This is a genomic window from Streptomyces sp. NPDC094032 (genome assembly GCF_040303965.1).
Taxonomy (GTDB): Bacteria; Actinomycetota; Actinomycetes; order Streptomycetales; family Streptomycetaceae; genus Streptomyces.
This window is the reverse complement of sequence record NZ_JBEOUE010000010.1, coordinates 182,172-207,353: the sequence shown is the minus strand read 5'-3', so window position 1 is coordinate 207,353 and position 25,182 is coordinate 182,172. Positions and strand designations below refer to the sequence as shown.

The window sequence follows — 25,182 nt, the reverse complement described above, 5'->3', positions numbered from 1 at the left end:
GGTATGCACCTCGACCCCTTGGCGATCATCACCGCCTTCGGGCTGATCTTCCTCGCCGAGCTGCCCGACAAGACGATGTTCGCGTCCCTCGCCATGGGCACGCGCATGCGTCCGCTGTACGTGTGGTTCGGCACCTCGACGGCGTTCATCGTCCACGTGGCCATCGCCGTGGGCGCGGGCAGCCTGCTCGGTCTGCTGCCCGGCTGGAGCGTCAAGCTGGTCTCCGCGCTGCTGTTCGGCTTCGGCGCGTTCATGCTGCTGCGCGGCGGGGGCGACGAGGACGAGGACGACGCCGGCGGCAAGACCGTGACCGGCTTCTGGCCCGTCTTCTCGACCGCCTTCATGGCCGTCTTCATCAGCGAGTGGGGCGACCTCACCCAGATCACCACGGCCAACCTCGCCGCCACCAATGGCACCTGGTCGACGGCGATCGGCTCAGCCGCCGCCCTGATGAGCGTCTCGGCGCTCGCGCTCGTCGCGGGCCGCTTCATCGCGAAGCGCGTCCCGCTCAAGACCGTGCAGCGGATCGGCGGTCTGTGCATGGCCGCGCTGGCGATCTGGTCGCTGGTGGAGGTCTTCACGGGCTGACGCGACCGGCCCTGGAGGGCGTGCCCGCGTTCTACGATGCGGGCATGTCCCCCAGCCCCGAACCGACCGACCGCATCGCGGCGTTCGGCAACCAGCTCGTCGACGTCCACCTCTACCTCCGCGAGGAGCTGACCCGCCTGCGCGCGGACGTGGCCGCCCATCTCGCCTCCGGCGGGGAGCGCCCGCGTGAACTGCGCGCCCACTGCCTCGCCTTCTGTTCCGCGCTCACCCGGCACCACACCGCCGAGGACGAGGGCGTCTTCCCCGCCCTCGCCCTGCGCCACCCCGAGCTGCGGCCCGTGCTCGACGAGCTCTCGCGGGACCACGAGCAGGTGACGGAGCTCCTGCGGGCCGTCCAGAAGCTGGTCGACGGGCTCGGCGCGGGGCCCGAGCCGGACCCCGCGGAGGCGCGGCGGATCAGCGGCGAGCTGGACGGCCTCGTCGCCCTGGTCGAGTCCCACTTCACGTACGAGGAACGCAAGCTGGTCTCCGCCCTCAACGCCCTCAACGCGCTCGACGGGTCCGCCGGGGCGCTGCCCGCGGGCTTCGAGGAGTTCGCGCTGAGCGACCTGACGGAGCGGCGGGCGGATCCTTGCTGAAGGACTGAATCACTGCTTCACTCCTTCCATGCCCTACCGACGCACACCGGCGGTCCAGGCCCGTATCGACGCACAGCGCACCGCCGTCGTCGAGGCGGGCCTCGGGCTGCTCGCGGAGCACGGTTACGCCGGCTGCACGATGGCCGCCGTCGCCGCGCGGGCGGGGATCGCCACCGGCAGTGTGTACCGCCACTTCCCCAGCAAGGCCGAGCTCTCGGTCGAGCTGTTCCGCACGGTCGTCGGGCGCGAGGTCGCCGCCGTCTCCGAGGCGGCGGGCCTGGCCGCGCACCGGACCTGCGCCGAGCGCGTGGTGGCCGTCATAGAGACCTTCGCGAGCCGGGCCCTGAAGTCGCCCCGGCTCGCCTACGCGCTGCTCGCCGAGCCGGTCGACCCGGCCGTCGACGCCGAGCGGCTCGTCTTCCGGCGCGCGTTCCGCGACGTCTTCGCCTCGCTGATCGCCGCCGGCGTCGAGAGCGGCGAGCTCCCGCCCCAGGACGCCAGGCTGACCGCCTCCGCGCTCGTGGGCGCGGGCGCCGAGGCGCTCGTCGGACCGCTGACCGGGCCGCTGACCGAGGGGTCCGGCGCGGAGACGGCCGGGGAGGCCGTCGGGCCCGGCACCGTACCCGCGCTGGTCACCTTCACCCTCCGAGCTCTGGGAGTTCCCGATGCCCACCACGCATGAGGTCACCAACCAAGTCCCGCCGCTGACCGGTTACGACGTCTCGGCCGACCCCGCGCTCCTGGAGGCGCTGCGGCGCGAGGGTGCCGAGTGGGCGGAGCCCGACGTCCGGGAGCTGGGGGTGATGGCCGGCGGTCAGCAGGCCCAGGAGTGGGGGCGGCTCGCCGAGCGGCACTCCCCGGTGCTGCACACCCACGACCGGTACGGGCACCGGATCGACGAGGTCGAGTTCCACCCGTACTGGCACGAGCTGATGAGCGTGGCCGTCCAGCACGGCCTGCACGCCGCGCCCTGGGCCGACGGGCGGGCGGGTGCGCATGTGGCGCGCGCCGCGAAGGTGTTCGTGTGGGGTCAGGCCGACCCGGGGCACCTGTGCCCGGTCTCGATGACGTACGCCGCGGTGCCCGCGCTGCGGGCCGAGCCGGAGCTCGCCGCGGTCTACGAGCCGCTGCTGACCTCCACCACGTACGACTTCGGGCTGCGGGTCCCGACCGGCAAGCGCGGGATCATCGCCGGGATGTCGATGACCGAGAAGCAGGGCGGCTCGGACGTCCGCGCGAACACCACCCGGGCGGTGCCGACCGGCGAGCCCGGGACGTACGCGCTGACCGGGCACAAGTGGTTCACGTCCGCGCCGATGTCGGACGTCTTCCTGACCCTCGCGCAGGCGCCCGGCGGCCTGTCCTGCTTCCTGGTGCCGAGGGTGCTGCCGGACGGCTCGCGCAACGCGATCCGTCTCCAGCGGCTCAAGGACAAGCTGGGCAACCGCTCGAACGCCTCCAGCGAGATCGAGTACGAGGGCGCGCTCGGGCGGCTCGTCGGCGAGGAGGGCCGTGGGGTCGCCACCATCATCCGGATGGTGAACATGACCCGGCTCGACTGCGCCGTCAGCTCGGCGTCCGGGATGCGGCAGGGGCTCGTCCAGGCCGTGCACCACGCGACGCACCGCAGCGCCTTCGGGGCCCGCCTCGTGGACCAGCCGCTGATGACCAACGTCCTCGCGGACCTGGCGGTCGAGGCCGAGGCGGCGACGATCGCCGCGATGCGTCTGGCGGGCGCGGTGGACCGGGCGACGGCCGGGGACGCCGAGGAGGAGCAGCTGCGGCGGCTCGGCCTCGCGGTCACGAAGTACTGGGTCTGCAAGCGGGCCCCCGCGCACGCGGCCGAGGCCCTGGAGTGCCTGGGCGGCAACGGCTACGTGGAGGACTCGGGGCTCCCCCGCCTCTACCGCGAGTCGCCGCTCCCCTCCATCTGGGAGGGCTCGGGCAATGTGGCCGCACTCGACGTGCTGCGCGCGATGGCCCGTCAGCCCGAGGCGGTGGAGGCCTTCTTCGCGGAGGTCGACCGCGCGGCGGGCGCCGACCGGCGCCTGGACGCGGCGACGGCCCGCCTCCGCAAGGACCTGACGGACCTCGACGACCTCCAGTACCGCGCCCGCAGGATCGTCGAACGCCTCGCCCTCGTCCTCCAGGGCTCCCTCCTCGTCCGCCACGGCCACCCCGCCACCGCCGACGCCTTCTGCGCCTCCCGCCTGGACCACGACTGGGGCATCGCCTTCGGCACCCTCCCGCCGGGCGTGGACACGGCGGCGATCATCGAGCGGGGCGCGCCGGGCTTCCCTGCGGCCTGACCGGCGACGGCCCGGTACCGGGCGCCCGGCCCGGTCGCGTGGCAGTCTGGTGCGCGCACGTCCCCGCCCGTTCCCTGGCACGACGGAGGCCCCTGTGAGTACGGAAGCGAAGACCGGTGGGATCGATGGGGTGCGTGAGGAGTTGGATCGGGGGGCGGAGGGGGTGGCGGGGCGGGTGGTCGGCTGGCGGCGGCATCTGCATCGGTATCCCGAGTTGTCCAATCGTGAGGTCGGGACGGCTCGGTTCGTGGCAGAGCATCTGCGGTCGCTCGGGCTCGACGAGGTGCGGACCGGGATCGCCGGGCACGGTGTGGTGGGGGTGCTGCGGGGTGGGCTGCCGGGGGTGCGGACGGTGGCGTTGCGGGCCGATATCGACGCGCTGCCCGTGAAGGACCTGTGCGGTGCCGACTTCGCCTCCGAGAGCGTCGACGCGGACTATCCGGGCGGCCCGTTCCCGGTCTCGCACGCCTGCGGGCACGACTGTCACACCGCGATGCTGATGGGTGCGGCGAGCGTCCTCGCCGGGGCGCGTGAGCGGCTTCCCGGGACCGTGCTGTTCGTCTTCCAGCCGGCCGAGGAGGGGCCGCCGGTCACCGAGGAGGGCGGGGCCCGGGCGATGCTGGAGGCGGGGGCGTTCGCCGATCCGGTGCCCTCGATGGTCTTCGGGATGCATGTGACTCCGTATCCCAAGGGGTATGTGGGCTATCGGGTCGGCAATCAGTACGCGGCGTCCTCGCTGGTCAGGATCGTCGTCACCGGCAAGCAGGTGCACGGGTCCACGCCCTGGCAGGGGGTCGACCCGATGCCGGCGGCCGGCGGCATCGTGACCGGGATCGGGCAGATCTACCGCCAGGTCTCCGCCTTCGACCCCGTCACCGTCACCATCGGGCACGTCGAGGACGTCGGCCGCTTCAACATCATCGGCCAGACCGTCACCCTGTGGGGCACGGTCCGCTGCGCCGTCGAGTCGGACATGGCGGAGGTCCAGCGGCGGCTGACGACGCTCGCCGAGCACACGGCGGCGGCGTACGGCGCGACGGCGGCCGTGGACTACCTCCAGGCGGTGCCGCCGGTGCACAACACCGCCACCTGGGTGGCCGCCGGGCTGCCGACGCTGCGCCGCGTCGTCGGCGAGGAGCGGGTCGTGGAGACCGGCGCGACGCTGGGGTACGACGACGTCTCCGAGTTCGTGAACCGTTTCGGCGGCCTGTACGTGATGCTCGGCGTCCAGGACGCGACCCTCGACGCCGCCGGGCAGCCGGTCCCGCTGCCGGACGGCCGTGGCCTCGTCACCAACCACAACCCGCACTTCTACGCCGACGACGACACCCTGGTGACCGGTGTCCGGCTGCACGCGCATGTGGCGTACGACCATCTGACGGGTGCGCTGACGGATGCGCTGGCGGCCGGATGACGACCCTATGACGGCCGGATGGCGACTCACTCGTTCGTGAGTTCCGGCCTTCCCCCCACCCACGCCGCGCCACGCTGGAGCGGACGATTCCTAGAGTGGGAGGGCGACATGACGCGGGACTCCGGCAGCCGCGCAGGGCTGGACGACCAGGCGGTCCTGCTCGTGGCGGGACTCGCCGACCTGGCGGTGAGCACGCTGGGGTCGGCGCTCGGCACGGTCCGGGGGCTGCTGCGCCGCTCGGACGCGGCCGAGCTCGCCTCCGACGCCGAGCGGGACCTGATGGCGCGCGGGCGCCTCGCCCTCGACCGGTACGCCGCCGCGCCACCACCGCACCTGGAGGTGCTCGCCCGGCACGTGCGGGACCGTCAGGCCCAGCGGGACGCCGGCGATGTCTGACACCTGGGATCCGGCCGCGTTCAAGGCCCGGGTCGACACGGCGCTGCACCGGTTCGTCGCGCAGGAGGCCGACCTGCTCGCGGGGGTCGATCCCGCCCTGGCGCCGGTGGCCGTGCAGCTGGAGACGGCGGTCGCGGCCGGCAAGCGGCTGCGGGCCGCGTTCTGCTACTGGGGCTGGCGCGGGGCGGGGCAGCCCGACAGCGAGCCGCTGGTACGGGCGGCCGCCGCCCTGGAGCTGGTCCACGCGGCGGCCGTCGTCCACGACGACCTCGTCGACGACAGCCCGCTGCGGCACGGCCGGCCCACCGCGCACCGGGCCCTGCGCGCCGCCGTGCCGCACCACCCGGGGGCCGACGGGGCCGCCCGCTCCCTCGCGATGCTGGTGGGCGACCTGCTGATGTCGCTGGCCGGGCAGTTGTTCGTCACCAGCGGCCTGCCCGCCGCCTATCTCGGCCGGGCCCGCCCGCTGTGGGCGCTGCTCGCGCGGGAGCTGGTCGCCGGCGAGTGCCTGGAGATCCTGCACACCGGCGCCGTCCCCGACACGGAGGCGTCGCTGAAGGTGATCCGCTACAAGACCGCCAAGTACACCGTGGAGCAGCCGCTGCTGATCGGCGGCGCCCTGGCCGGGGCCGGCCGGCTCCTGGGTGACGGGTACGCGGCGTACGGGCTGCCGCTGGGCGAGGCGTTCCAGCTGCGGGACGACCTGCTCGGGCTGTTCGGCGACCCGGAGCGCACCGGCAAGTCCAACGGCGACGACCTGCGCGGCCACCGGCCCACGGCCCTCCTCGCGGAGACCTGGCGGCTCGCCGGTCCGGGTGAACGCGACCGGCTGCGCGCGCTCCTGGGAGGGACCGGTCCGGGCGAGGACCCCCGGGCGGAGCACGGCGCGCTCGAAGAGGTGCGCGCGCTGATGCGGCGGCTGAAGGCGCCCGACCGCGTCGAGGAGATGATCGCCGCGCGGGTCGAGGAGGCGCTCGGCGCGCTCGACGGCCTGGACGTCCCCCCGTCGAGCGCCGCCGCCCTGACCGCGCTCGCGCACTCGGCCGCGATCCGGCCGGCCTGACGCCCCCGCGTACGCCCCCGGGGCACCGGCCCCCCTAGTACACACCCCGCCCGCCCCCTCGCACGACGCCGTATCAGGAGCCCGAAGGAGCCCCCGTATGCCTTCCACCGACGCGCCGCAGGACCCCCTGCGCCGGACCGGCGACGAACTCGCCGACGCCACTGTCGCCACGCTCTTCGAACGTGGCGAGGTCGGGAAGTTCAACACCCTCATGCGGTACGTCTCCGTCGCCGGCGCTCCCCTGCCGGACGGGCTGCCCGACGTGGCGCGCGAGTACCTGCACGTCACGAGCGCGGCTCCGGACTGGGTGGACTGGGAGCAGATGGAGAAGGCCCGGCTGTTCTTCATCGACAACGACGTGCACATCACCACGGCGCTGTCCTTCGCCTCGATGCCCGCCTGCTATCTCGTCCCCCACGTGGCGAAGCTGCTGTCGACGACCCACGGTCTGAAGTACCCGTCCAAGCGGATGGCGGAGACCGGGCAGTTCACCGTCCATCTGATGCGGCCGGACGCGTTCGAGGCCGGCGGCCGCTTCATCCCGGCCGCCCAGAAGGTGCGGCTCCTGCACGCCTCGATCCGCCACCACCTCGTCCGCGCGGACCGCTGGGACACGGCGGCGCTGGGGGTGCCGATCTGTCAGGAGGACATGATCGGCGGGCAGATGTTCTTCTCGATCCTCGTGCTCGACAGCCTGCACCGGCTCGGCGTCCACATGTCCACGGAAGGGGCGGAGGCCTACTACTACGCGTGGAAGGTGGTCGGCGCGATCCTCGGGGTCGACCAGGACGTCGTCCCGCAGGACCTCACCGAGGCCCGGGAGTTCCTCGACCGGTACATGCTCCGGTACATGGGGCCGTCCGAGGAGGGCGCGGTGCTGACCCGGCAGCTCATCGACCTCTACGAGGAGGTCGTGCCCGGCACCTTCTTCGACCCGATCGTCTCCGCCCTCATCCGCTTCCTCGTCGGCGACACCTCCGCCGACTGGCTCGACGTGCCGCGCACCCCGTGGGACACCGTGGTCAAGGCCGTGCCCCACCTTCTGGGCGTCCTGGAGACCATCGAGGACCGGTCGCCGCTCGGCGCCTGGGCGCTCGACCGGATCGGGCACCTCACCACGGTGTTCGAGCTGTCCTCCCTCACCCGGGGCCGCATCATGCACTACGCCATCCCGGAGCACCTCAAGGCCGACTTCGGGGTGTCGTCCTCGGTGCCCCGCTCCCGGCGCTGGACCCCGCCCGCCGCCGTGCTCGGCCCGTAGCGCCGCAGCGCGGCAGCGCCGTGGCGCCGCAGCGGTCAGCCGGTCGCCGCGCTCCCGGCCGCGATGCGCGCCGTCGTCTCCGCGAAGGCCTTGACCAGCGCGGACTCGGCGGCCGTCGCCCAGACGAGGCCGTACTCCAGTGGCGGGGCGTCGTGGAAGGGCACGTAGGCGATGCCGGGGCGGGGGTGGTAGCGGGCGCCTCGGGCCGCTCCCACGGAGACGCCTCGGCCCGCGCCGACGAGGGACAGCACCTCCTCCCAGGTGGCGCCTGCGGGGCCGTGGGCGACGGCGGCGCCGGAGGGGGTGCGGGTCGGGTAGTGGGCCTCGCGCCAGGCGCGGGGGTGGCAGTCGCCGGTGGTCACCAGGGTCTGGCCCGCGAGGTCCTCCAGGCCGACGGAGGAACGCCGGGCGAACGGGTGCGCGACCGGGACGAGCAGCACCCGGTCCTCACGGACGAGAACCGGGCCGGAGCCGAGGCCGGGCCCGGCCGGGAAGGTGTCGTACTGGAGGTCGAGTTCGCCGTCCTCGACCGGACGGGTGCCGACGTCGAGGGGGACCTCGCGGAGGGTGATCTCGCAGCCGGGATGGCGGGCGAGGAAGGTGTCCGCCGCGGCCGTGAGCAGGGCGCCGCCCCACGGCGAGGCGAAGCCGACGCGCAGGGTGCCGAGCATGCCGCGTCCGGCGGCGGTGGCGTGTTCGAGGGCGGCGAGGATCTGGCGGTGGGCGGGGCGGAGCTCCTCGTGGAGGCGGCGGCCGACCGGGGTGAGGCGGACGCTGCGGCTGGTGCGGGCGAAGAGCGGGGTGCCGACGCGGCGCTCCAGCTTCTTGACCGTCTGGCTGATCCGGCCGGTGGAGACGCCGAGGAGTTCGGCGGTGCGTCCGAAGTGCAGCTCGTCGCCGAGGGTCAGGAACGCCTCCAGTTCGTGCCGTTCGAGCACGGGACCCCCTCCGATCGTTTAGCCTCACTCAACGCCGGTTGCATTGTCGCACCTTGAAGGCGGGTGCGGGCCGAAGGAATCCTGAGGGACGTGACCCTCTCCTCCCTCCGTCCGCGCCAACCGGTCCGGACGGCTTCGCCCGCCGCGCCCGTGAACGTCCTGGTCCTCGCCGTCGCCGGAGCGGTGACCGTCGCCAACATCTACTTCCCGCAGCCGCTGCTCGCCGCCGTGGCCCAAGGCCTCGACGTCTCCGACCGCACCGCCGGCCTGCTCGCCACGGCGGCGCAGGTCGGTTACGCGCTGGGCCTCCTGCTGCTCGTCCCGCTCGCCGACACCGCCCGGCTGCGCCGCCTGACCGGCACGCTGCTCGCCCTGACCAGCGGCGCGCTGCTGGTGGCCGCCGCGGCCCCCAACATCCTCACGCTGCTCCTCGCGACCCTGGCCCTGTCGACGACCACGGTGCTGCCGCAGATCCTCACGCCGGTGGCGGCCGTCCTCGCGGGCGCCGAGCGGCGCGGCCGGGTGGTCGGCCTGATCGGCCTCGGCCTCACCCTCGGCTCCACCCTGTCCCGTACGGTCTCGGGCGCGGTGTCCGACGCGAGCGGCAGCTGGCGCACGGCGTACCTGGTGGCCGCCGTGGCGACGGCGGGCCTGCTGTGCGTGCTGCCGCGCGCCCTCCCGGAGCGGCTCGGTGCGCCGGGCGCACGCCGGGTGCCGTACGGGCGGATGCTCGCCGGGCTGCCCCGGCTGCTCGATGTCCACCGGGCGCTGCGGGTCGCGGCGCTGGCCGGGGCGTGCGTCTTCGCGGCGTACAGCGTCTTCTGGGCCGCGCTCGTCTTCCACCTGGCGGCCCCGCCGCTGGGGTACGGGCCGGGGGCGGTGGGTCTGTTCGGGCTGCTCACCGTGCCGGCCGCGCTGGCCTCGGCGTACGCGGGCCCGCTCACCGACCGCTTCGGCGCGGGCCCGGTCGGCCGCTGGTCCCTGGGGTGCGTGGGCCTCGGCCTCGTGGTCGCCGGTCTGGCCCCGTACGCGCCGGTGGCGCTGGCGGCCGGCGCCGGTCTCGTCGTCCTCGGCACGAGCGCCTGCCAGGTCGCGAACCAGGCCCGGGTGCTCGGCCTGGGGCGGGAGGTGGCCGCGCGGGTCAACACGGTCTTCATGCTCGCCACGTTCGGCGGCGGCGCGCTCGGCTCGCTCACGGCCGCCTGGCTGTACGGGGCGTACGGCTGGCGGGCGACGGTCCTCGCCGCGACCGCCTTCACGGCACTGGGCGCCCTGGCGGCCTCGCGGCGCCGGGCCGCCTAGGACCTGTCCCCGACTTGCGCCGCGCCCGCCACACGCAAGGCTGGGGGCACCGGTCCGCGTCCTCACAGGGAGACACGATGCAGCGACCCGCCCCCTTCGACCTGGCCGCCCTCGCCGACGAACACCTGACGAAGGCCCGCACGGCGCCCCACGGCCGCAGCGCCCACCTGGTGATGCACGACGGGGTGCTCCGCCAGAGCGTGATCGCCCTGACGGCGGGCACCTCCCTCGACGAGCACAACGCACCGCCGGCGGCGAGCCTCCAGGTCCTGCGCGGCCGCGTGGAGCTGACCGCCGCGGGCCGTGCCGAGGAACTGGCGACGGGCGCGCTCCAGATGATCCCGAAGGAACGCCACGGGCTCACCGCCCTGGAGGACGCGGTCGTGCTGCTGACGGCGGTCAACGACTAGAACGACGCGTACGACGAGGGGGCCGGCTCACCTCACTCCACCCGGTCGAGGTCCTCCGCGTAGTGCTCGATGGCTTCCCGGTACGCGCGGACGAACGGGTCGTCGCTGGTCCGTGCGAGGAGGTGGAGCAGGAGTCGGGTGGAGTCGTGGTGGCGGCCCGTGTTGTAGAGGGCCATGGCGAGGAAGGCGCGCAGGGAGCCGTCCTCCGGGTACTCCTCCGTGCCGCGGCTCAGGGTGTCGACGGCTTCCTCGTAGCGGCCGAGTACGCGGTACGTGCTGCCCAGGCCGAGGAAGGCTCCTCGGCGTTCCTCGGGGCCGAGTCCCTCCGCCCCCGCGGCCAGCGCCTTCTCGTAGTACGGCACGGCTTCGGCCTCCAGGCCGAGTACGTCGTGGGCCCAGGCGGTCTGGTACGCGATCTCGGGGTCGGCCGGGTGGCGGGCCGAGAGGGCGAGGAGGCGGTCCCTGGCCTCCTCACGGCCGCCCCGCTCACGCAGACCGATCGCCTCGGCCAGCAGGGTGTCTCGTTCCTGGGTGCTCATGGGGGCATCCTCGCAGTCCGCCGTGGCGGCGCGGACGGGGCGGCGGCCAAGGACCGTCGGCGACCGCCGGGACCGCCGAGGACCGTCGCGCGCTGCCAGGTCGTGGAACGCCATACTCCGCCCCGTCGTTTGTGGCTGCCCGGCCCATAGGGGGGCGCTCCCCCGCGCCTCTACCCTCCGGCCGAACCCCACTTTCGAGCCACTCGGGAGCCCCCATGCGCCCCTCACGCCCACGCCGCCTCGCGGCACTTCTCCTGTCCGCCGCCACCGCCCTGCTCTTCGCCGGACCCGCCTCGCCCGCCGAGGCGGCGGCGCCCGCTCCGGTGCCGGGTGCCCTCACGCCGTACGACATCCGTGCCGTCTACACCGCCGGGGTGTCCTCCGGCGGGTTCATGGCGACGCAGTTGCACGTGGCGTACTCGGGTGAGATCTCCGGGTCGGCGGTCTTCGCCTCGGGCCCGTACAACTGCGCCCAGAACGCCCTGTCCACGGCGCTCAACGCCTGCATGAACACCACGCAGGACCTCCAGCTCGCCCAACTGGAGCAGACCACCCGCGACTGGTCGGCACAGGGACTCGTCGACCCGGTGGCGAACCTGTCGGGCGACCCCGTGTACGTGTTCAGCGGGACGGCCGACACCACGGTGAAGCAGCCGGTCGCGACCGCGCTCGCCGACTTCTACGGGCACTTCGGGGCCCGGGTGCGCTACAACCGCTCCACCCCGGCCGGGCACGCGTGGATCAGCCCGCTCGGCCCCAACTCCTGCGGGGTGACGCAGAGTCCGTGGATCAACGACTGCGGGACCGACGCCGAGCAGGAGCTGCTCGGGCAGCTCCTCGGCTCGGTCGCGGCACCCGCCGCCACCCCGTCGGGCAGCCTGATCCGCTTCGACCAGAACGCGTACGCCCCCGGCGGCTCGGCCGCCGCCCTGTCGATGGGCGCCGACGGCTTCGCGTACGTCCCGAAGTCCTGTGCGGGCGGGGCCGCCTGCACGCTGATGGTGGCGCTGCACGGCTGCAAGCAGGGGTACGGGTACCAGGGCTTCGGGAGCCGGTTCCTCGACGGGGCCTATCTGGACGAGTACGCGGACACCAACGGCATGATCGTGCTGTATCCGCAGGCCGCGGCCACCGGGAGCCTGGACAATCCCAACGGCTGCTGGAACTGGTGGGGTTACCTCGGGGACTCCGCGTACGCGCGGCACGGCGGGAAGCAGATCGAGGCCGTGATGGGGATGGTGCGGGCGCTGCGCGGCGACGCCACACCGCCGCCGCCGTCGTCGGGCGGTTCGGTGACCCTGTCGAGCGTGGACGCGCAGGACGGGTACGTGAAGGCGGCGGCCGACGGTTCGGGGGCCTCGGTCGGCACCCTTGAGGACAGCCTGGGCCTCGCGCTCGGCCGGGGCACCGACGGCAAGCTGAACCGGACGCTGCTCTCCTTCGACACGTCGGCGATCCCGGCGGGCAAGGAGATCACCCGGGCGTATCTGACGGTGACCCGGTCGAGCGGTTCCGGAGACCCGTGGGCCTCGCCGGCGGGCAACCGGCTGCTCGCGGACGTCCGTACGGGCTGCTTCGGGGGCGGCTGCGCGGTGGAGGCGGTGGACTGGGCGGCGCCCGCGACGGTCGCCGGGGCGGCGGAGATCGGCGCGTTCTCGCCGGGTGCCGGGGTGTCCTCGGACCTGTCGCCCGCGGCCGTCGCCGCGCTGGACCGCAGCGGGACGACCCAGGTGCGGCTCGGCTTCGCCTCGGCGCCGACATCGACGGCGTACCTCTTCGTCAACCAGGCGGCACCGGTGACGCTGACGGTCGAGTACCGGTAGCTCTGCCGGGACCGTCCCGGGCCGTTCACCGTTCCGGTGTCACCAGCACCAGCGGGGTGCCCGCGCAGGGCATCAGGCGCAGGGCGCCGTGGCGGTGGACGGCCGGCGGGGCGGCGAGGAGGGCGGCGAAGTCGGGGCCCTTGGTGAGGGAGCCCGCGAGGTGGCCCGGGTCGGTCGACGCGGCGACCCGGCCACGGGCGTTCACCAGGCGCGCGGGGACGGGGAGTTCCTGGAGCACGGGCAGCACCGCCGCCTCGAAGTGGCGCAGATAGACGTCGGCGGCGGCGACCCCGACGAAGCGGCCTCCCAGGTGGACGGGCGCGGAGAGCGTCAGGCTGTACTCGTCCGAGCAGAGGTAGTCGACGTACGGCCCGGCGACGGCCCGCCGCCCGGTCTCGCGGGGCAGCGCGTACCAGTCCCAGTGGGTGTAGTCCGCGTACGCGGAGTGCGCCGGGTCGAGGTCGAGCAGGAGCGGCCGGACCGTCCCGTCGGACCCGCGCTGCCACCACTCCAGCCAGGCCGGTACGTCGGCCAGGAGGCCGGGCGCGGCGACGAACCCGGCTCCCGAGACGAGGCCCTGCGCCGCGAGACGCCCGTGCAGCCCGGGCCGCAGAGCGGCCAGGTCGGCGGAGACGGGCGCCCGGCCGGTGGTCGCCGCGGCGGTGAGCAGGGCGGCGGTGTCGGCGCGGGTGGCGGCGACGGCGGCGAAGACGCCCTCCAGGGTGTCGCGGACGCGGCGCGCGACGGCGTGGGGGTCGGCGTGGCCAGGAGTGTCGGCGTGGCCAGGAGTGTCGCCACGGGCAGCGGCGCCGTCGGTCCCGAGGGCGCGGGCCTGGTCAGGGGCGCCCCCCGCGGGGCGGGTGAGCCCGGTGCTCCTGGCCATCGGGGTCCTCCTCGGGACGGGGCTCGGGCGGGCGGGTGGAGGGCGCGAGCCGCAGGGTGATCAGCCGGCCCACGGACTCGCGGACGCACTGCTCGGCCAGCATTCTTGCCCGCTCGTCGGCCTCATCCTGCACGGCGGAGATCACGGAGCGGTGACGATCCGCCACGCACGCGAGATACGCGGTGTCGTCGAGGACGAGGACCAGCAGGGCGCCCAACTCGGTCTGGAGCGCGATCTCCTCGCGGGTGAGGCGGGCCGACTGGGCGGCGGCGGCGAGCTCGACGTGGAAGCGTCCGTAGAGCCGGCTGCGGGCCGCGGGGTCCTCGGCGGCGGTGAGTTCGTCGACGGTCCGGGTGAGCGGGCGCAGGTCACCGGGCTGGGTGCGGCGTGCGGCGAGCAGGGCCGCGGCTCCGGAGACGGCGGCCCAGTGGTCGCCGAGGTCGCGCAGCTCCTCGGTGGACCAGTCGGTGAGGCGGGCGCGCAGCCGGCCCTCGGGCGGCCCTTCGGGGAGGGTGACGAAGCTGCCGCCGCCCCGTCCTCGGCGGGTGGTGACGAGTCCCTGCTGGCGCAGGGCCATGAGCGCCTCGCGCAAGGTCACGGTGGAGACGCCCAGCTGGGCGGCGAGCTCGGTCTCGCCCGGCAGTTGCTCGCCGTCGGCGAGGAGTCCGAGCTCTATGGCGTCGCCGATCCTGCGCACCACGGTGTCGACCCGCGCGCGGGTGTCGACGGGCGTGAACACGATCCTGCGGGCGCTCCTCGGCGCGCCCGCGCCCTGTCTGCCGTCTGGCCTCACGGTGTACCACCTCGCGCGTTGACTCAGCCTTTACCTTAAAGGGGTCTTGAGATTTGAACTATGACTTCATATGTTTACGCCCACGCTCTCAGAACGCGCCACCGCACCAGAAAGGTTCCCGCCCATGGAGGGAATGGCGATCCGGCTCTCAGGACTGCGCAAGAGCTACGGCCGGACCGAGGCAGTGGCGGGGGTGGACCTGGAGATCGCCGACGGGGAGTTCTTCTCGATGCTCGGCCCCTCCGGCTCCGGCAAGACGACCGTGCTGCGGATGATCGCCGGGTTCGAGAGCCCGAGCGCGGGCACCGTCGAGCTGGCCGGCCGGGACGTCACCCGGCTCGCCCCGTTCGAGCGGGACGTCCACACCGTCTTCCAGGACTACGCGCTCTTCCCGCACATGACGGTCGAGCAGAACGTGGCGTACGGCCTGAAGGTGCGCGGGGTCGCCAAGGCCGAGCGGCTGGTCCGGGCGCGCGCCGCCCTCGACCAGGTCCGCCTCGCGGGGCTCGGCAGGCGCCGGCCCGGCGAGCTCTCCGGCGGCCAGCGCCAGCGGGTCGCCCTGGCCCGCGCCCTGGTCGGCCGCCCGCGTGTGCTGCTCCTCGACGAACCGCTGGGCGCCCTCGACCTCAAGCTGCGCGAGCAGATGCAGGTCGAACTCAAGGCGATCCAGCGGCAGGTCGGCATCACCTTCGTGTTCGTCACCCACGACCAGGAGGAGGCCTTGACGATGAGCGACCGGATCGCCGTCTTCCACCAGGGCCGGATCGAGCAGGTCGGCTCCCCCGCCGAGATCTACGAGCGCCCCGCGAGCCCGTTCGTCGCCGGCTTCGTCGGCACCTCCAACCTGCTCAGCGGCGAGAGCGCGCGGGCCGTGCTCGGCGCCTCCGGCACGTACAGCATCCGGCCGGAGAAGATCCGCGTGCTCAAGGACCCGGCCGCGGCCGCCGAGGCGGGCTTCACGAGCGCCGTCGGCACGGTCGCCGAGGTGGTCTACCTGGGCGACGCCACCCGTTTCCTGGTCGACCTCGACGCGGGCGGGCGGCTCACCGCCGTCCAGCAGAACCTGGAGACCTCCTCCGCCGACCTCGCCGCCTTCCGGGGCGCCCGGGTGGGGCTCCAGTGGCACCCGGGGCACGCCGTGAGCGTCCCGGCGCCCTCGGCGGTACCCGCGCCGTCGCCGTCCCCCGAGCCAGGGCTGGAAGGCGTACCCGCACCCAAGGCGTGACGCCCCTCGTTCTGCCCTCGTACCGCCCCTCGATCCACTCCCCGCACTCCCCGTCCCGCACTCTCACGCAACGGAGAACCCCGTGCGCCTGCACCGCTCGCTCCTGACGGCCGCCGCCGTCTCCGGACTGCTCCTCGTCACCGCCTGCGGCTCCGCCGACCAGGCCGGGGCCGGGAAGTCCGGCGGTCTGCACCCGCCCGCCCTCAAGGCGCCCACGTCGCTCGGCGCGCCCGAGGGGCAGGTCAACCTGGTCGCCTGGGCCGGTTACGTCGAGGACGGCTCCAACGACCCCAAGGTCGACTGGGTGACCCCCTTCGAGAAGCAGACCGGCTGCCAGGTCAACGCCAAGACCGCCGCCACCTCCGACGAGATGGTCGCGCTGATGAAGACCGGCGCGTACGACGCCGTCTCCGCCTCCGGCGACGCCTCGCTGCGCCTGATCGCCTCCGGCGACGCGGCCCCCGTCAACACCGCGCTCGTACCGAACTACGCGGATGTCTTCGCCGGGCTCAAGAACAAGGAGTGGAACTCCGTCAAGGGCGTCTCCTACGGCATCCCGCACGGCCGTGGCGCCAACCTCCTGATGTACGACAAGGAGAAGGTCACCCCGGCGCCCGACTCCTGGTCGGCCGTCTTCGACAAGGCGTCCGCGCACAGCGGCAAGGTGACCGCCTACGACTCGCCCATCTACATCGCCGACGCCGCCCTCTACCTGTCGGCGACCAAGCCGGAGCTGGGCATCAAGAACCCGTACGCGCTCGACCAGAAGCAGTTCGACGCCTCCGTCGAGCTCCTGAAGGCGCAGAACAAGCACGTGGGCGAGTACTGGAGCGACTATCTGAAGGAGATCTCGGCCTTCAAGAGCGGCGACTCCGTGGTCGGCACCAGCTGGCAGGTGATCGCCAACCTGGCCAAGGCCGAGGGCGCGAAGGTGGAGGCGGTGCTGCCCAAGGAGGGCTCCACCGGCTGGTCGGACACCTGGATGGTGTCCGCCAAGGCCAAGCACCCGACCTGCGCCTACAAGTGGCTCGACTGGATCGTCTCGCCGAAGGCCAACGCCCAGGTCGCGGAGTACTTCGGCGAGGCCCCCGCCAACGCCAAGTCCTGCGCGCAGACCGCCGACAAGGGGCACTGCGCCACCTTCCACGCGAGCGACGAGGCCTACTGGAAGAACGTGCACTTCTGGACCACGCCGATCGAGCAGTGCCTCGACGGGCGCACGGACGCGAAGTGCGTGCCGTACGCCAAGTGGGTGCAGGCCTGGAACGAGATCAAGGGCTGACACCGTCCCATGACCAGCCTCTCCCCGACGTCCACCGCCACGCGAGCCGCCGGTCCCGTCCGGCGGCTCGCCGGGGCCCTGCACCGCAGGCCCAGGGTCCGGCTCGCCGCGCTGCTCACCGCGCCCCTGCTGTGGCTGGTGCTCGCCTATCTCGGCTCGCTGGCCGCCCTGTTCCTCTCGGCGTTCTGGACCACCGACTCGTTCACCTCCGAGGTGGTACGGGTCTGGTCGGCGCAGAACTTCCAGGAGCTGGTGTCCTCGCCGGTCTACCGGACGGTCGCCCTGCGCACGGTCGGCGTCGCCCTGACCGTGACCGTGCTGTGCGCGCTGATCGCCTTCCCGCTGGCGTTCTACACGGCCCGGGTGGCGAGCCCGCGCCGCCGCCCGCTGCTCGTGGTCGCGATCCTCACCCCGCTGTGGGCCAGCTATCTGGTGAAGGTGTACGCGTGGCGGCTCATCCTCTCCGAGGGCGGACCGCTCGACTGGGCGCTGCGCCCGCTGGGTCTCAGCGGCCCCGGGTACGGCCTGACCGCCACCGTCATGGTGCTGACCTACCTCTGGCTGCCCTACATGATCCTGCCGCTGCACACGGCCCTGGAGCAGCTCCCGGACAACCTGCTGCACGCCTCGGCCGACCTCGGGGCGCGGGCCGGGCGGACCTTCTTCTCGGTGGTGCTGCCGATGGTGTGGCCGGCGGTCGCGGCGGGCTCGGTGTTCACGTTCTCGCTCAGCCTCGGCGACTACATCACCGTGCAGATCGTCGGCGGCAAGACCCAGCTGCTCGGCAACCTCGTCTACTCCAACGTCACGCTCAACCTGCCGCTGGCCGCCGCGCTCGGCACCGTACCGGTGGCGGTCATCGTGCTCTACCTGCTCGCGGTGCGGCGCACCGGGGCGCTGCGCAGCCTGTGACCGGGCCCCGGAACCGTAACCTGCGGAAGGACCGCCCCCGATGAACCTCTCCCGTCCCGCGCGGATCGCGCTGCGCACCGCGGCCGGGCTCGGCTTCGCGGTGATCTACGTGCCGCTGCTGCTGGTGCTCGTCGGCTCGCTCAACCCGGACCGATCGGCGAGCTGGCCGCCGCCCGGGCTCACGCTGGACTGGTGGGCGGCGGCCTGGGCCAACGAGGGGGTCCGCGAGGCGCTGTGGACCTCGGTGCGGACCGGGCTCGCGGCGACCGCCATCGCGCTGGTGCTCGGCACGCTCATCGCCTTCGCCGTGCAGCGGCACCGGTTCTTCGGGCGGGAGGCGGTCTCCTTCGCGGTGGTGCTGCCGATCGCGCTGCCCGGCATCGTCACGGGCATCGCGCTCAACTCCGCGTTCGGGACGGTCCTGGCGCCGCTGGGGGTGGGTCTCGGTCTCTTCACCGTGATCGTGGGGCACGCGACCTTCTGCATCGTGGTCGTCTTCAACAACGTGACGGCGCGGCTGCGGCGGCTGCCGGGCTCGTACGAGGAGGCGGCGATGGATCTGGGCGCGCACACGTTCCGCACCTTCTGGGACATCACCTTCCCGCTGCTGCGCTCGGCGCTGCTGGCGGGCGGGCTGCTCGCCTTCGCGCTCTCCTTCGACGAGGTCGTGGTGACGACCTTCACGGCCGGCCCGGGGGTGCGGACCCTGCCGCTGTGGATCTTCGACAACATGACGCGGCCTCAGCAGGCGCCGGTGGTGAACGTGGTGGCGGCGCTGCTGGTGCTGCTGTCGGTGATCCCGATCTACGCGGCGCAGCGGCTGTCCTCGGACACGGCGGGCGGCGGGCGGGTCTGAGAACCGGGGCCGGGGGTCCGGGAGGTGGGGGCCCCGGGGTCCGATGGCAGGCGGCAGACCTCGCTCAACAGGCACGAGGGCGGGCCGAGCCGCGCGTACGGCTGAGCGCTGCTAGGTTTCCGGAATGCGGCATTTGCCCTCTTTCGACCTACGCGCGCTCGCCCGCAAGACGGCCTCCCTGAGGCCGCTGCGCCGCCGCGCCCCCGGCACCCTCACCCTGCCCGAGGCCGAGGACGCCGGGCGGGAGCGGCTGCGGGACCTCGCCGCGCTGCTCTGCGAGATCGGCTCGGAGCTGCTGCGCGCCGGGGAGCAAACCGCCGAGGTGGAGCGCGCCGTCCACGACATCGCCGCCCGGTACGGGATGCGCGTCCGCTGCTTCGTCGTACCGACCGGGCTGTTCGTACGCGTCGGGGGTGGGCCCGACGGACGCGGCGGGGAGCTGGACTTCGCGCCGGTCGAGGGGCCGGACCTGCGCCTGGACCAGGTCGAGGCGCTCCAGTCGCTGGTGGCGCGGCTGCGGGCCGAGGAGCTTCCCTTCGAGGAGGTGCGGGCGGCGCTGCGGGCCGAGCGGGAGCAGCCCGAGCGGTTCAGCCCGGCCACCACCGTGCTCGGCTACGTCCTGCTGACGGTGGGTCTGGGCGTGATCCGGCACGCGACGGTCGCCGCCGTCGTCGGCTACGCCGTCCTCGGCCTCGGGGTCGGTCTGCTGCGCCTGTTCGGGGACCGGCTGCCGGCCGGCCGCTCGGCGCTGCCGGTGATCACGGCGATCCTGGTCACCGCGGTCTCGCTGCGCTGGGCGGGCCCGATCCTGCACGAGGAGCCCACCCTCCTCTACATCCCGCCGCTGATCGCCTTCCTGCCGGGCGCGGCGCTCACCCTCGGCGCGATCGAACTGGCCACCGGCGCCGCCCTGTCGGGCATCGCCCGGCTCGCGGTCGCGGTGAACGTGCTGCTGCTGCTCGCGCTCGGCATCCTCGTGGGCACCGAGCTCGTCCACCCCCGGCCGATCGGCAAGCCGCCCTCCGAGGCGCTGGGCGCGTGGGCCCCGTGGGTCGGGGTGCTGCTCCTGGGGTTCGGCTTCCTGCTCTACTTCTCGGCGCCGCCCCGGGTCACCGGCTGGCTGCTCGGCGCCCTGCTCACCGAGCGCCTGGTGCAGTCCGTGGCGGGCGAGCTGGGCGGGGTCGCCTTCGGCGCCTTCGCGGCGGGGGTGCTGCTGCCGCCCATGGCCGGCTGGGTCGCGCGCCGTTCGAAGACCCCGGACCAGGTGGTGTTCCTGCCCTGCTTCTGGCTGCTCGTGCCGGGCGCGATCGGGCTCACCAGCGTCTCGGAGATCATCGTCGAGGGCGACACCAACGGCGGCCTGTCCAGCCTGGTGAACACCGTCGTGACGGTCGCCGCCATCGCTCTCGGCGTCCTGGTCGGCGCCGGGCTCCAGCGCAGGACCCGGCTGCGGGTCGGGGAATCCTCCCCGGTCGGGCTCCTTGACCCGGACGGCGCAGCGGACGGAGCGGATTCCGTGGCGGACCGCTCGGCCTGAACCCGTACGGCCAGCGGCCCGGGCCGTCGGCCGCCACCGTCCGTGACCGGCGCCCGCCGGGTGGGGAGCGCCCGTTGCTGGTCCAGTGGAGGCAGAACTGCCCGGAAGTCGACGTATCTGGACGGCACTCCATGACCATGTCCCCCTTCGGTTCCTTCGGCGGCTCAGACCCGTTCGGCGGCTCCGACCACTTCAACGACCTGCTCAACCGTTTCTTCGGCATGTCTCCCGCGGCCTCTCCCCCGGCCGTCCAGCGGGTGCCGATCGGCCGGCTCCTCACCGACTCGGCCCGTGACCTGCTCGGCCGGGCGACCGGCAAGGCGGCCGAGGACGGCAGCGCCGACCTCGACACCGAGCACCTCCTCTGGGCGTGCACCCAGGTCGAACCGGCCCGCGGGCTGCTCGCGCGCGCCGGCGCCGACCCCGACGAACTCGGCAAGGCCGTCGCCCAGGTGCTGCCCGGCGAGAGCGTCGTGCCGTCGGCCGAGCCGGGACTCACCCCGGCCGCCAAGCGGGTGCTGCTGCGGGCCTTCGAACGGTCCCAGGAGTCGGGGGTCTCGTACATCGGCCCCGAGCACATCCTGGGCGCGCTGCTCGACAGCCCCTCCTCGGCCGCGGCCAAGCTGCTCGGCGCGTACGGCACGGACGTCGGGACCCTGCGTACCGCCGCCGACCGGCAGGCCCGCGCGGAGGCCCCGCCGACGGCGAAGCCGGAGTCGAAGACGCCCACCCTGGACGAGTACGGCCGGGACCTCACGGAGGAGGCCCGGTCGGGCAAGCTGGACCCGGTGGTCGGGCGGGCCGAGGAGATCGAGCAGACCGTGGAGATCCTCTCCCGCCGCTCGAAGAACAACCCGGTGCTCATCGGCGAGCCCGGCGTCGGCAAGACCGCCATCGTCGAGGGCCTGGCGCAGCGGATCGTGGCGGGCGAGGTGCCGCGCACCCTGGAGGGCAAGCGGGTCGTGGCCCTCGACCTGTCGGGCCTGGTCGCCGGGGCGCAGTACCGCGGCCAGTTCGAGGAGCGGCTGAAGAACGTCATCGACGAGGTGAAGGAGGCCGCCGACTCGACGGTCCTGTTCATCGACGAACTGCACACCGTGGTCGGCGCGGGCGCCACAGGCGAGGGTTCGATGGACGCGGGCAACATGCTCAAACCGGCCCTCGCGCGCGGGGAACTGCACGTCGTCGGCGCGACGACGATCGACGAGTACCGGCGGTACGTGGAGAAGGACGCGGCCCTGGAGCGGCGCTTCCAGCCGGTGCTGATCCCCGAGCCGACGGTCGAGGAGACCATCGGCATCCTGGAGGGCCTGAGGGACCGTTACGAGGCCCACCACCAGGTGCGGTACAGCGACGACGCCCTCGCGGCGGCGGCCGAGCTCGCCGACCGCTACGTCCGGGACCGCTTCCTGCCGGACAAGGCGATCGACCTCATGGACCACACGGGCGCCCGGGTGCGGCTGCGCTCGCTCGGCCGGTCGACCGAGGCCGTCGAGCGGGAGGACGGTCTGGCGAAGCTGCGCCGCGAGAAGGACGAGGCGGTGGCGGCGGAGGACTTCGAGCGCGCCAACGGCGTCAAGCAGGAGATCGCCCGTGTCGAGAGCGAGCTCGCGGGCATCGAGGAACGCCGCGAGGGCGTCCTGGAGGTGACGCCGGCCGACATCGCCGAGGTGCTGTCCCGGCGCACCGGCATCCCCGTGACGCAGATGACCGAGAACGAGAAGGAGCGGCTGCTCAAGCTGGAGGACGCCCTGCACAGCCGGGTGGTCGGCCAGGACGAGGCGGTCGTGGCCATCGCCCAGGCGGTCCGCCGCAGCCGGGCGGGCATGGGCGACCCCAAGCGGCCCGTGGGCTCCTTCCTCTTCCTCGGCCCGACGGGTGTCGGCAAGACGGAGCTGGCCAAGGCGCTCGCGGAGCTGCTCTTCGGCGACGAGGACCGGCTGATCCGCTTCGACATGAGCGAGTTCCAGGAGAAGCACACGGTCTCGCGGCTCATCGGGGCGCCGCCGGGATACGTGGGTCACGAGGAGGCCGGCCAGCTCACCGAGAAGGTGCGCCGCCAGCCGTACAGCGTGCTCCTCTTCGACGAGGTGGAGAAGGCGCACCAGGACGTCTTCAACGCGCTGCTCCAGGTCCTCGACGACGGCCGGCTGACCGACGCGCAGGGCCGCACGGTCGACTTCCGACACTGCGTGGTCATCATGACCTCGAACATCGGGGCCCAGCGGATCCTCGCCCATCACGGCGACGTCTCGGAGATCCGCGAGGACCTCAAGCAGGACCTGCGGGACTTCTTCCGGCCCGAGTTCCTCAACCGGATCGACGAGACGATCATCTTCCACGGTCTCGGCGAGGAGGACCTGTCGCGGATCTTCGACCTGCTGATCGACCAGAGCAAGCGGCGGATGAAGGCGCAGGGTCTGGAGCTCCAGGTGACGGAGGCGGCGAAGAAGCTGCTCGTCGCGCACGGGCACCAGCCGGAGTTCGGCGCCCGTCCGCTGCGCCGCACGATCCAGACGGAGCTGGACAACCGGCTCGCCTCGCTGCTGCTGAGCGGTGAGGCCGACCCCGGGGACACGGTCGTCGCGGACATCCGGAACGACGCGCTCGTGTGCCGCATCGAGAAGCCGGAGCAGCAGGCCGGGACCGAGGGCTAGGGCGCCGCTTCCCGCTCCGTGGGGCTCGTCCCGGGACCCGTTCGGACCCGCCCCGCTTGCGGCGGGTCCGGGCCGGGTGACGATCGGAGGGACGCATACGCCGCAGCACCGGAGGGGATCCCATGGACCCGCAGCAGTCGCCCTACGGACAGCCGTCGACCTGGGAGTCCGCTCGGGGCCCCGCTCCGGAGCCCGCCCGGGGGCCCCGGGTCGACCCGGCCCGGCTGTGGTCGGGCGGGGTGATGACCGCGGTCGTGGCCGCGCTGATGGCCGTGGTCGGGGTGCTCCTGGTGCGCGGGGTGCTCGGCATCCCGGTGTTCGCGCCCGAGGGCGACGGCGCCATGGGCGACGCCTCCACCGGACTGCTCGCGGGCGGCGCCGCCTGCGCCGCGCTCGCGGCGACGGGCCTGCTGCACCTGCTGATCCTCGGCACCCCGCAGCCGGGGCGCTTCTTCGCCTGGATCGTGGGGCTCGCGACGGTGGTGATGGTGCTGCTGCCGTTCACGACGGACCTGCCGCTGGACGCGAAGATCGGGACGGCGGCGGTCTATCTGGCGATCGGCGTCACGATCGGCTCGCTGCTGTCGGCGGTCGCCCGGGGCGCGGTCCGCACGGACTGACACCGGCCCGTCGCACGGCGGGCGACGGACCCGAACAGCTCCTTCACTGCGGGCCCTTGTCCCATTCCAGGGTGACCTTCAGATTGGCGGTCGCGGTGCCCTGGACGACGAGCGCGGTGAGCTTGCCCGCCTGTACGCCGAGCTGGCAGCCGAACTCCACCACCGCCCGGTCGGGCGCGGCCCGGTGCAGCGCGTCGCCGAGCTGTCCCGCGAAAGAGGACAGCGCGGCGGTGACCCCCGACAGATCCGGCAGCCGCGCGCGCAGGGCGTCGGGCCCGTCGGGCACCTCGGCCTCCCGCTCGGGGTCGAGCGGCACCGCCTCCACGTACATCACGCCGCCGGCGAGTTCGACCTTGGTCATCTCCGTCATCGTCACTCCTCCATACGGGGCGGGCGGGCCGGTCGGCGGTCACAGCGCGGGCCGCAGCGCTCCGGAGGCGTGCGCGGCGCCGACGGTCGCGGGCCCGAGGGCGCTGCCCCGGCGCCACTCGGCCCAGCTGAGGTTCCAGTCTCCGTAACCGTTGTCGAAGGGGCTCATCGGCTCGCCGTAGCCGTTGACCACCCGCACGAGGTCGCCCTCGCGCACCAGGTCGAAGAACCAGGCGGCGTCCTCGGTGCTCATGCCCGTGCAGCCGTGGCTGACGTTCTCGCTGCCCTGAGCGTCCAGCGACCAGGGGGCGGCGTGCACGTACTCGCCGCTCCATGTCACCCGGGTGGCCCAGCGGACCTTGAGGTCGTAGAAGTCCTGGCTGCCCTTGGCGATGCCGATGGAGTCGCCGCGCATGCGGACGGTGGCCTCCTTGCCGAGGACGACCTTGACGCCGCCTCGGGTGCGGTAGCCCTCCTTGCCGGTGGTGACCGGGATGGTACGGATCAGCCGGCCGTCGCGGAAGACGCTCATGGTGTGCGCCTCGACGTCCGTGACGGCCTCGACGTGGTCGCCGGTGGTGAGGGTGAGCGGTGCGGAGGGGCCGCCGTACAGGTCGTCGGCGACCCGGACCCCGTCGAGGGCGCTGTGGACGCGGACGGTGGCGTGCGCGGGCCAGTAGGTGCGCGGCCGGTAGTGGAGGGTGGTGGGGCCGACCCAGTGCCAGGCGCCGTCGACGCGCGGGGTGGACTGGACGTCGAGGGCCCGCTCGACGGTACGCCGCGCCTCCGGGTCGGTGGCGGGCACGGGGCGGCTGAGCTCGGCGGTGAGCGGCTGGCCCACGCCGTACGGTTCGTCGCCGGAGGCTCCTTCGCGGGTGGGGCCCAGTTCGGCGGTGAGCCGTTCGCCCTTCGGGGCGGCTCCGGTACGGAGGTCGAGCCGGGTGCGCTGGCGGCGGAACCGGCCGGTGTCGGTGCGCTCGACGACGAGGCGCGCGGTGTAGCGGCCGTCGGCGGGGAGCGGTGCCGCGCTGGTCCAGCGGGCGCCGTCGGCGCTCACGGCTCCGGCGACCCGGCGGCCCTCGTGGTCGGTGACGGTGACGTCGGCGAGCCGTCCGGGGGTGCGCAGGGCCAGGCCCAGGGGCCCGAGGGCGGTGCGTCCGTCGAGGGTGACCGGTTGCCGGCGTCCGTCGAGGAGGACGGTGCGCCGGGGGACGGCGCACAGGCCGCCGCTGCCGTGGGGGCAGGCGTCGACGGCGACCAGTGCGGGGGCCGCGCGGACGTCGGGGGCGCCGACGGCCGGCGGCTGGGCCGCGTTGACGGCGAGGACTGCTCCCGCCGCGAGGGAGAGCGCACCCCACCCCTTGATGCTGCTGCGTGACGCCACGTCGGGCACCCGCCCCTTCTCA

24 protein-coding genes are annotated in these 25,182 nt (G+C 73.7%); 18 read left to right on the top strand and 6 right to left on the bottom strand.

Translation table 11 applies throughout. The features are described from left to right. Positions 1–3: 3 nt before the first annotated feature. The 8 genes from ABTZ54_RS17110 to ABTZ54_RS17075 all read left to right on the top strand — a co-directional run bounded on the left by ABTZ54_RS17110 (position 4) and on the right by ABTZ54_RS17075 (position 7,630). Positions 4–588 (top strand): TMEM165/GDT1 family protein, encoded by a 585-nt coding sequence (locus ABTZ54_RS17110; protein WP_351663631.1) that lies wholly within the window; start codon positions 4–6, stop codon positions 586–588. Between the two features lie 44 nt (positions 589–632). Next, entirely contained in the window at positions 633–1,187 is a 555-nt protein-coding gene (locus ABTZ54_RS17105; protein WP_351663629.1) for a hemerythrin domain-containing protein, read from the top strand. A gap of 28 nt (positions 1,188–1,215) precedes the next feature. Beyond that, a complete protein-coding gene (locus ABTZ54_RS17100) occupies positions 1,216–1,869 on the top strand; it encodes a TetR/AcrR family transcriptional regulator (RefSeq protein WP_351663627.1) in 654 nt (217 codons plus the stop codon). Continuing rightward, on the top strand, positions 1,853–3,496 hold the full coding sequence (locus tag ABTZ54_RS17095; protein WP_351663568.1) for an acyl-CoA dehydrogenase family protein: 1,644 nt from the start codon (positions 1,853–1,855) through the stop codon (positions 3,494–3,496). Before ABTZ54_RS17100 ends, ABTZ54_RS17095 begins: the two co-directional genes overlap by 17 nt. 94 nt (positions 3,497–3,590) lie before the next feature. Then, positions 3,591–4,910 (top strand): M20 metallopeptidase family protein, encoded by a 1,320-nt coding sequence (locus ABTZ54_RS17090; RefSeq protein WP_351663566.1) that lies wholly within the window; start codon positions 3,591–3,593, stop codon positions 4,908–4,910. 108 nt (positions 4,911–5,018) lie between these two features. After that, the gene (locus ABTZ54_RS17085) at positions 5,019–5,306 is read left to right on the top strand and encodes a polyprenyl synthetase (protein ID WP_351663564.1); all 288 of its coding nucleotides are present in this window, start codon (positions 5,019–5,021) and stop codon (positions 5,304–5,306) included. Continuing rightward, positions 5,299–6,369, top strand: coding sequence for a polyprenyl synthetase family protein (locus ABTZ54_RS17080; RefSeq protein WP_351663562.1), 1,071 nt, complete (start codon positions 5,299–5,301; stop codon positions 6,367–6,369). Before ABTZ54_RS17085 ends, ABTZ54_RS17080 begins: the two co-directional genes overlap by 8 nt. Before the next feature lie 97 nt (positions 6,370–6,466). Further along, entirely contained in the window at positions 6,467–7,630 is a 1,164-nt protein-coding gene (locus ABTZ54_RS17075) for an oxygenase MpaB family protein (protein WP_351663560.1), read from the top strand. 35 nt (positions 7,631–7,665) lie between these two features. Here ABTZ54_RS17075 and ABTZ54_RS17070 read toward each other — a convergent pair whose 3' ends face one another. Then, positions 7,666–8,568 carry a LysR family transcriptional regulator gene (locus ABTZ54_RS17070; RefSeq protein WP_351663558.1) on the bottom strand — a complete coding sequence of 301 codons (903 nt, stop codon included), beginning with the start codon at positions 8,566–8,568 and terminating at the stop codon, positions 7,666–7,668. 90 nt (positions 8,569–8,658) lie between these two features. Between ABTZ54_RS17070 and ABTZ54_RS17065 the strand changes: the two genes are divergently transcribed. Further along, positions 8,659–9,870: an MFS transporter gene (locus tag ABTZ54_RS17065; protein WP_351663556.1), complete on the top strand. Its 1,212-nt coding sequence runs from the start codon at positions 8,659–8,661 to the stop codon at positions 9,868–9,870. A gap of 77 nt (positions 9,871–9,947) precedes the next feature. Then, positions 9,948–10,280, top strand: coding sequence for a cupin domain-containing protein (locus tag ABTZ54_RS17060; protein WP_351663554.1), 333 nt, complete (start codon positions 9,948–9,950; stop codon positions 10,278–10,280). Between the two features lie 32 nt (positions 10,281–10,312). On the opposite strand, the gene ABTZ54_RS17055 is transcribed toward ABTZ54_RS17060, so the two are convergent. Further along, entirely contained in the window at positions 10,313–10,819 is a 507-nt protein-coding gene (locus ABTZ54_RS17055; protein ID WP_351663552.1) for a tetratricopeptide repeat protein, read from the bottom strand. A 215-nt stretch (positions 10,820–11,034) separates the two neighbouring features. Between ABTZ54_RS17055 and ABTZ54_RS17050 the strand changes: the two genes are divergently transcribed. Next, positions 11,035–12,642 carry an extracellular catalytic domain type 2 short-chain-length polyhydroxyalkanoate depolymerase gene (locus ABTZ54_RS17050; protein ID WP_351663550.1) on the top strand — a complete coding sequence of 536 codons (1,608 nt, stop codon included), beginning with the start codon at positions 11,035–11,037 and terminating at the stop codon, positions 12,640–12,642. Between the two features lie 25 nt (positions 12,643–12,667). On the opposite strand, the gene ABTZ54_RS17045 is transcribed toward ABTZ54_RS17050, so the two are convergent. Both ABTZ54_RS17045 and ABTZ54_RS17040 read right to left on the bottom strand, forming a co-directional pair. Further along, positions 12,668–13,525 (bottom strand): cache domain-containing protein, encoded by an 858-nt coding sequence (locus tag ABTZ54_RS17045; RefSeq protein WP_351663548.1) that lies wholly within the window; start codon positions 13,523–13,525, stop codon positions 12,668–12,670. Further along, a complete protein-coding gene (locus ABTZ54_RS17040) occupies positions 13,479–14,318 on the bottom strand; it encodes a FadR/GntR family transcriptional regulator (protein WP_351663546.1) in 840 nt (279 codons plus the stop codon). The genes ABTZ54_RS17045 and ABTZ54_RS17040 overlap by 47 nt, the downstream gene beginning before the upstream one ends. Positions 14,319–14,442: 124 nt before the next feature. On the opposite strand from ABTZ54_RS17040, the gene ABTZ54_RS17035 reads away from it, so the two are divergent. The 7 genes from ABTZ54_RS17035 (at position 14,443) to ABTZ54_RS17005 (ending at position 23,407) form a co-directional block, all read left to right on the top strand. After that, a complete protein-coding gene (locus ABTZ54_RS17035; RefSeq protein ID WP_351663544.1) occupies positions 14,443–15,543 on the top strand; it encodes an ABC transporter ATP-binding protein in 1,101 nt (366 codons plus the stop codon). Positions 15,544–15,625: 82 nt separating this feature from the next. Then, positions 15,626–16,825 (top strand): ABC transporter substrate-binding protein, encoded by a 1,200-nt coding sequence (locus ABTZ54_RS17030; protein WP_351663542.1) that lies wholly within the window; start codon positions 15,626–15,628, stop codon positions 16,823–16,825. 9 nt (positions 16,826–16,834) lie between these two features. Then, complete coding sequence (locus tag ABTZ54_RS17025) at positions 16,835–17,737, top strand: ABC transporter permease (protein ID WP_351663521.1); 903 nt, start codon at positions 16,835–16,837, stop codon at positions 17,735–17,737. Positions 17,738–17,777: 40 nt separating this feature from the next. Continuing rightward, positions 17,778–18,593, top strand: coding sequence for an ABC transporter permease (locus tag ABTZ54_RS17020; RefSeq protein ID WP_351663519.1), 816 nt, complete (start codon positions 17,778–17,780; stop codon positions 18,591–18,593). Positions 18,594–18,717: 124 nt separating this feature from the next. After that, positions 18,718–20,130: a threonine/serine exporter family protein gene (locus ABTZ54_RS17015; RefSeq protein WP_351663514.1), complete on the top strand. Its 1,413-nt coding sequence runs from the start codon at positions 18,718–18,720 to the stop codon at positions 20,128–20,130. A gap of 131 nt (positions 20,131–20,261) precedes the next feature. Continuing rightward, positions 20,262–22,787, top strand: coding sequence for an ATP-dependent Clp protease ATP-binding subunit (locus ABTZ54_RS17010; protein WP_351663511.1), 2,526 nt, complete (start codon positions 20,262–20,264; stop codon positions 22,785–22,787). Positions 22,788–22,909: 122 nt separating this feature from the next. After that, complete coding sequence (locus ABTZ54_RS17005) at positions 22,910–23,407, top strand: DUF6069 family protein (RefSeq protein WP_351663508.1); 498 nt, start codon at positions 22,910–22,912, stop codon at positions 23,405–23,407. Between the two features lie 43 nt (positions 23,408–23,450). Here the strand turns inward: ABTZ54_RS17005 and ABTZ54_RS17000 are convergent, their stop codons facing one another. Then, the gene (locus ABTZ54_RS17000; protein WP_351663505.1) at positions 23,451–23,777 is read right to left on the bottom strand and encodes a CU044_2847 family protein; all 327 of its coding nucleotides are present in this window, start codon (positions 23,775–23,777) and stop codon (positions 23,451–23,453) included. Between the two features lie 39 nt (positions 23,778–23,816). After that, positions 23,817–25,160 carry a L,D-transpeptidase gene (locus ABTZ54_RS16995; RefSeq protein ID WP_351663503.1) on the bottom strand — a complete coding sequence of 448 codons (1,344 nt, stop codon included), beginning with the start codon at positions 25,158–25,160 and terminating at the stop codon, positions 23,817–23,819. Positions 25,161–25,182: the final 22 nt, after the last annotated feature.

Excerpts from the sequence above, each read along its gene's own strand:
- ABTZ54_RS17110 (WP_351663631.1), top strand. The coding sequence starts at position 4 with ATGCACCTCGACCCCTTGGCGATCATCACCGCCTTCGGGCTGATCTTC.
- ABTZ54_RS17105 (WP_351663629.1), top strand. The coding sequence starts at position 633 with ATGTCCCCCAGCCCCGAACCGACCGACCGCATCGCGGCGTTCGGCAAC.
- ABTZ54_RS17100 (WP_351663627.1), top strand. The coding sequence starts at position 1,216 with ATGCCCTACCGACGCACACCGGCGGTCCAGGCCCGTATCGACGCACAG.
- ABTZ54_RS17095 (WP_351663568.1), top strand. The coding sequence starts at position 1,853 with ATGCCCACCACGCATGAGGTCACCAACCAAGTCCCGCCGCTGACCGGT.
- ABTZ54_RS17085 (WP_351663564.1), top strand. The coding sequence starts at position 5,019 with ATGACGCGGGACTCCGGCAGCCGCGCAGGGCTGGACGACCAGGCGGTC.
- ABTZ54_RS17080 (WP_351663562.1), top strand. The coding sequence starts at position 5,299 with ATGTCTGACACCTGGGATCCGGCCGCGTTCAAGGCCCGGGTCGACACG.
- ABTZ54_RS17075 (WP_351663560.1), top strand. The coding sequence starts at position 6,467 with ATGCCTTCCACCGACGCGCCGCAGGACCCCCTGCGCCGGACCGGCGAC.
- ABTZ54_RS17060 (WP_351663554.1), top strand. The coding sequence starts at position 9,948 with ATGCAGCGACCCGCCCCCTTCGACCTGGCCGCCCTCGCCGACGAACAC.
- ABTZ54_RS17055 (WP_351663552.1), bottom strand. The coding sequence starts at position 10,819 with ATGAGCACCCAGGAACGAGACACCCTGCTGGCCGAGGCGATCGGTCTG.
- ABTZ54_RS17050 (WP_351663550.1), top strand. The coding sequence starts at position 11,035 with ATGCGCCCCTCACGCCCACGCCGCCTCGCGGCACTTCTCCTGTCCGCC.
- ABTZ54_RS17045 (WP_351663548.1), bottom strand. The coding sequence starts at position 13,525 with ATGGCCAGGAGCACCGGGCTCACCCGCCCCGCGGGGGGCGCCCCTGAC.
- ABTZ54_RS17035 (WP_351663544.1), top strand. The coding sequence starts at position 14,443 with ATGGAGGGAATGGCGATCCGGCTCTCAGGACTGCGCAAGAGCTACGGC.
- ABTZ54_RS17025 (WP_351663521.1), top strand. The coding sequence starts at position 16,835 with ATGACCAGCCTCTCCCCGACGTCCACCGCCACGCGAGCCGCCGGTCCC.
- ABTZ54_RS17020 (WP_351663519.1), top strand. The coding sequence starts at position 17,778 with ATGAACCTCTCCCGTCCCGCGCGGATCGCGCTGCGCACCGCGGCCGGG.
- ABTZ54_RS17015 (WP_351663514.1), top strand. The coding sequence starts at position 18,718 with ATGCGGCATTTGCCCTCTTTCGACCTACGCGCGCTCGCCCGCAAGACG.
- ABTZ54_RS17010 (WP_351663511.1), top strand. The coding sequence starts at position 20,262 with ATGACCATGTCCCCCTTCGGTTCCTTCGGCGGCTCAGACCCGTTCGGC.
- ABTZ54_RS17005 (WP_351663508.1), top strand. The coding sequence starts at position 22,910 with ATGGACCCGCAGCAGTCGCCCTACGGACAGCCGTCGACCTGGGAGTCC.
- ABTZ54_RS17000 (WP_351663505.1), bottom strand. The coding sequence starts at position 23,777 with ATGACGGAGATGACCAAGGTCGAACTCGCCGGCGGCGTGATGTACGTG.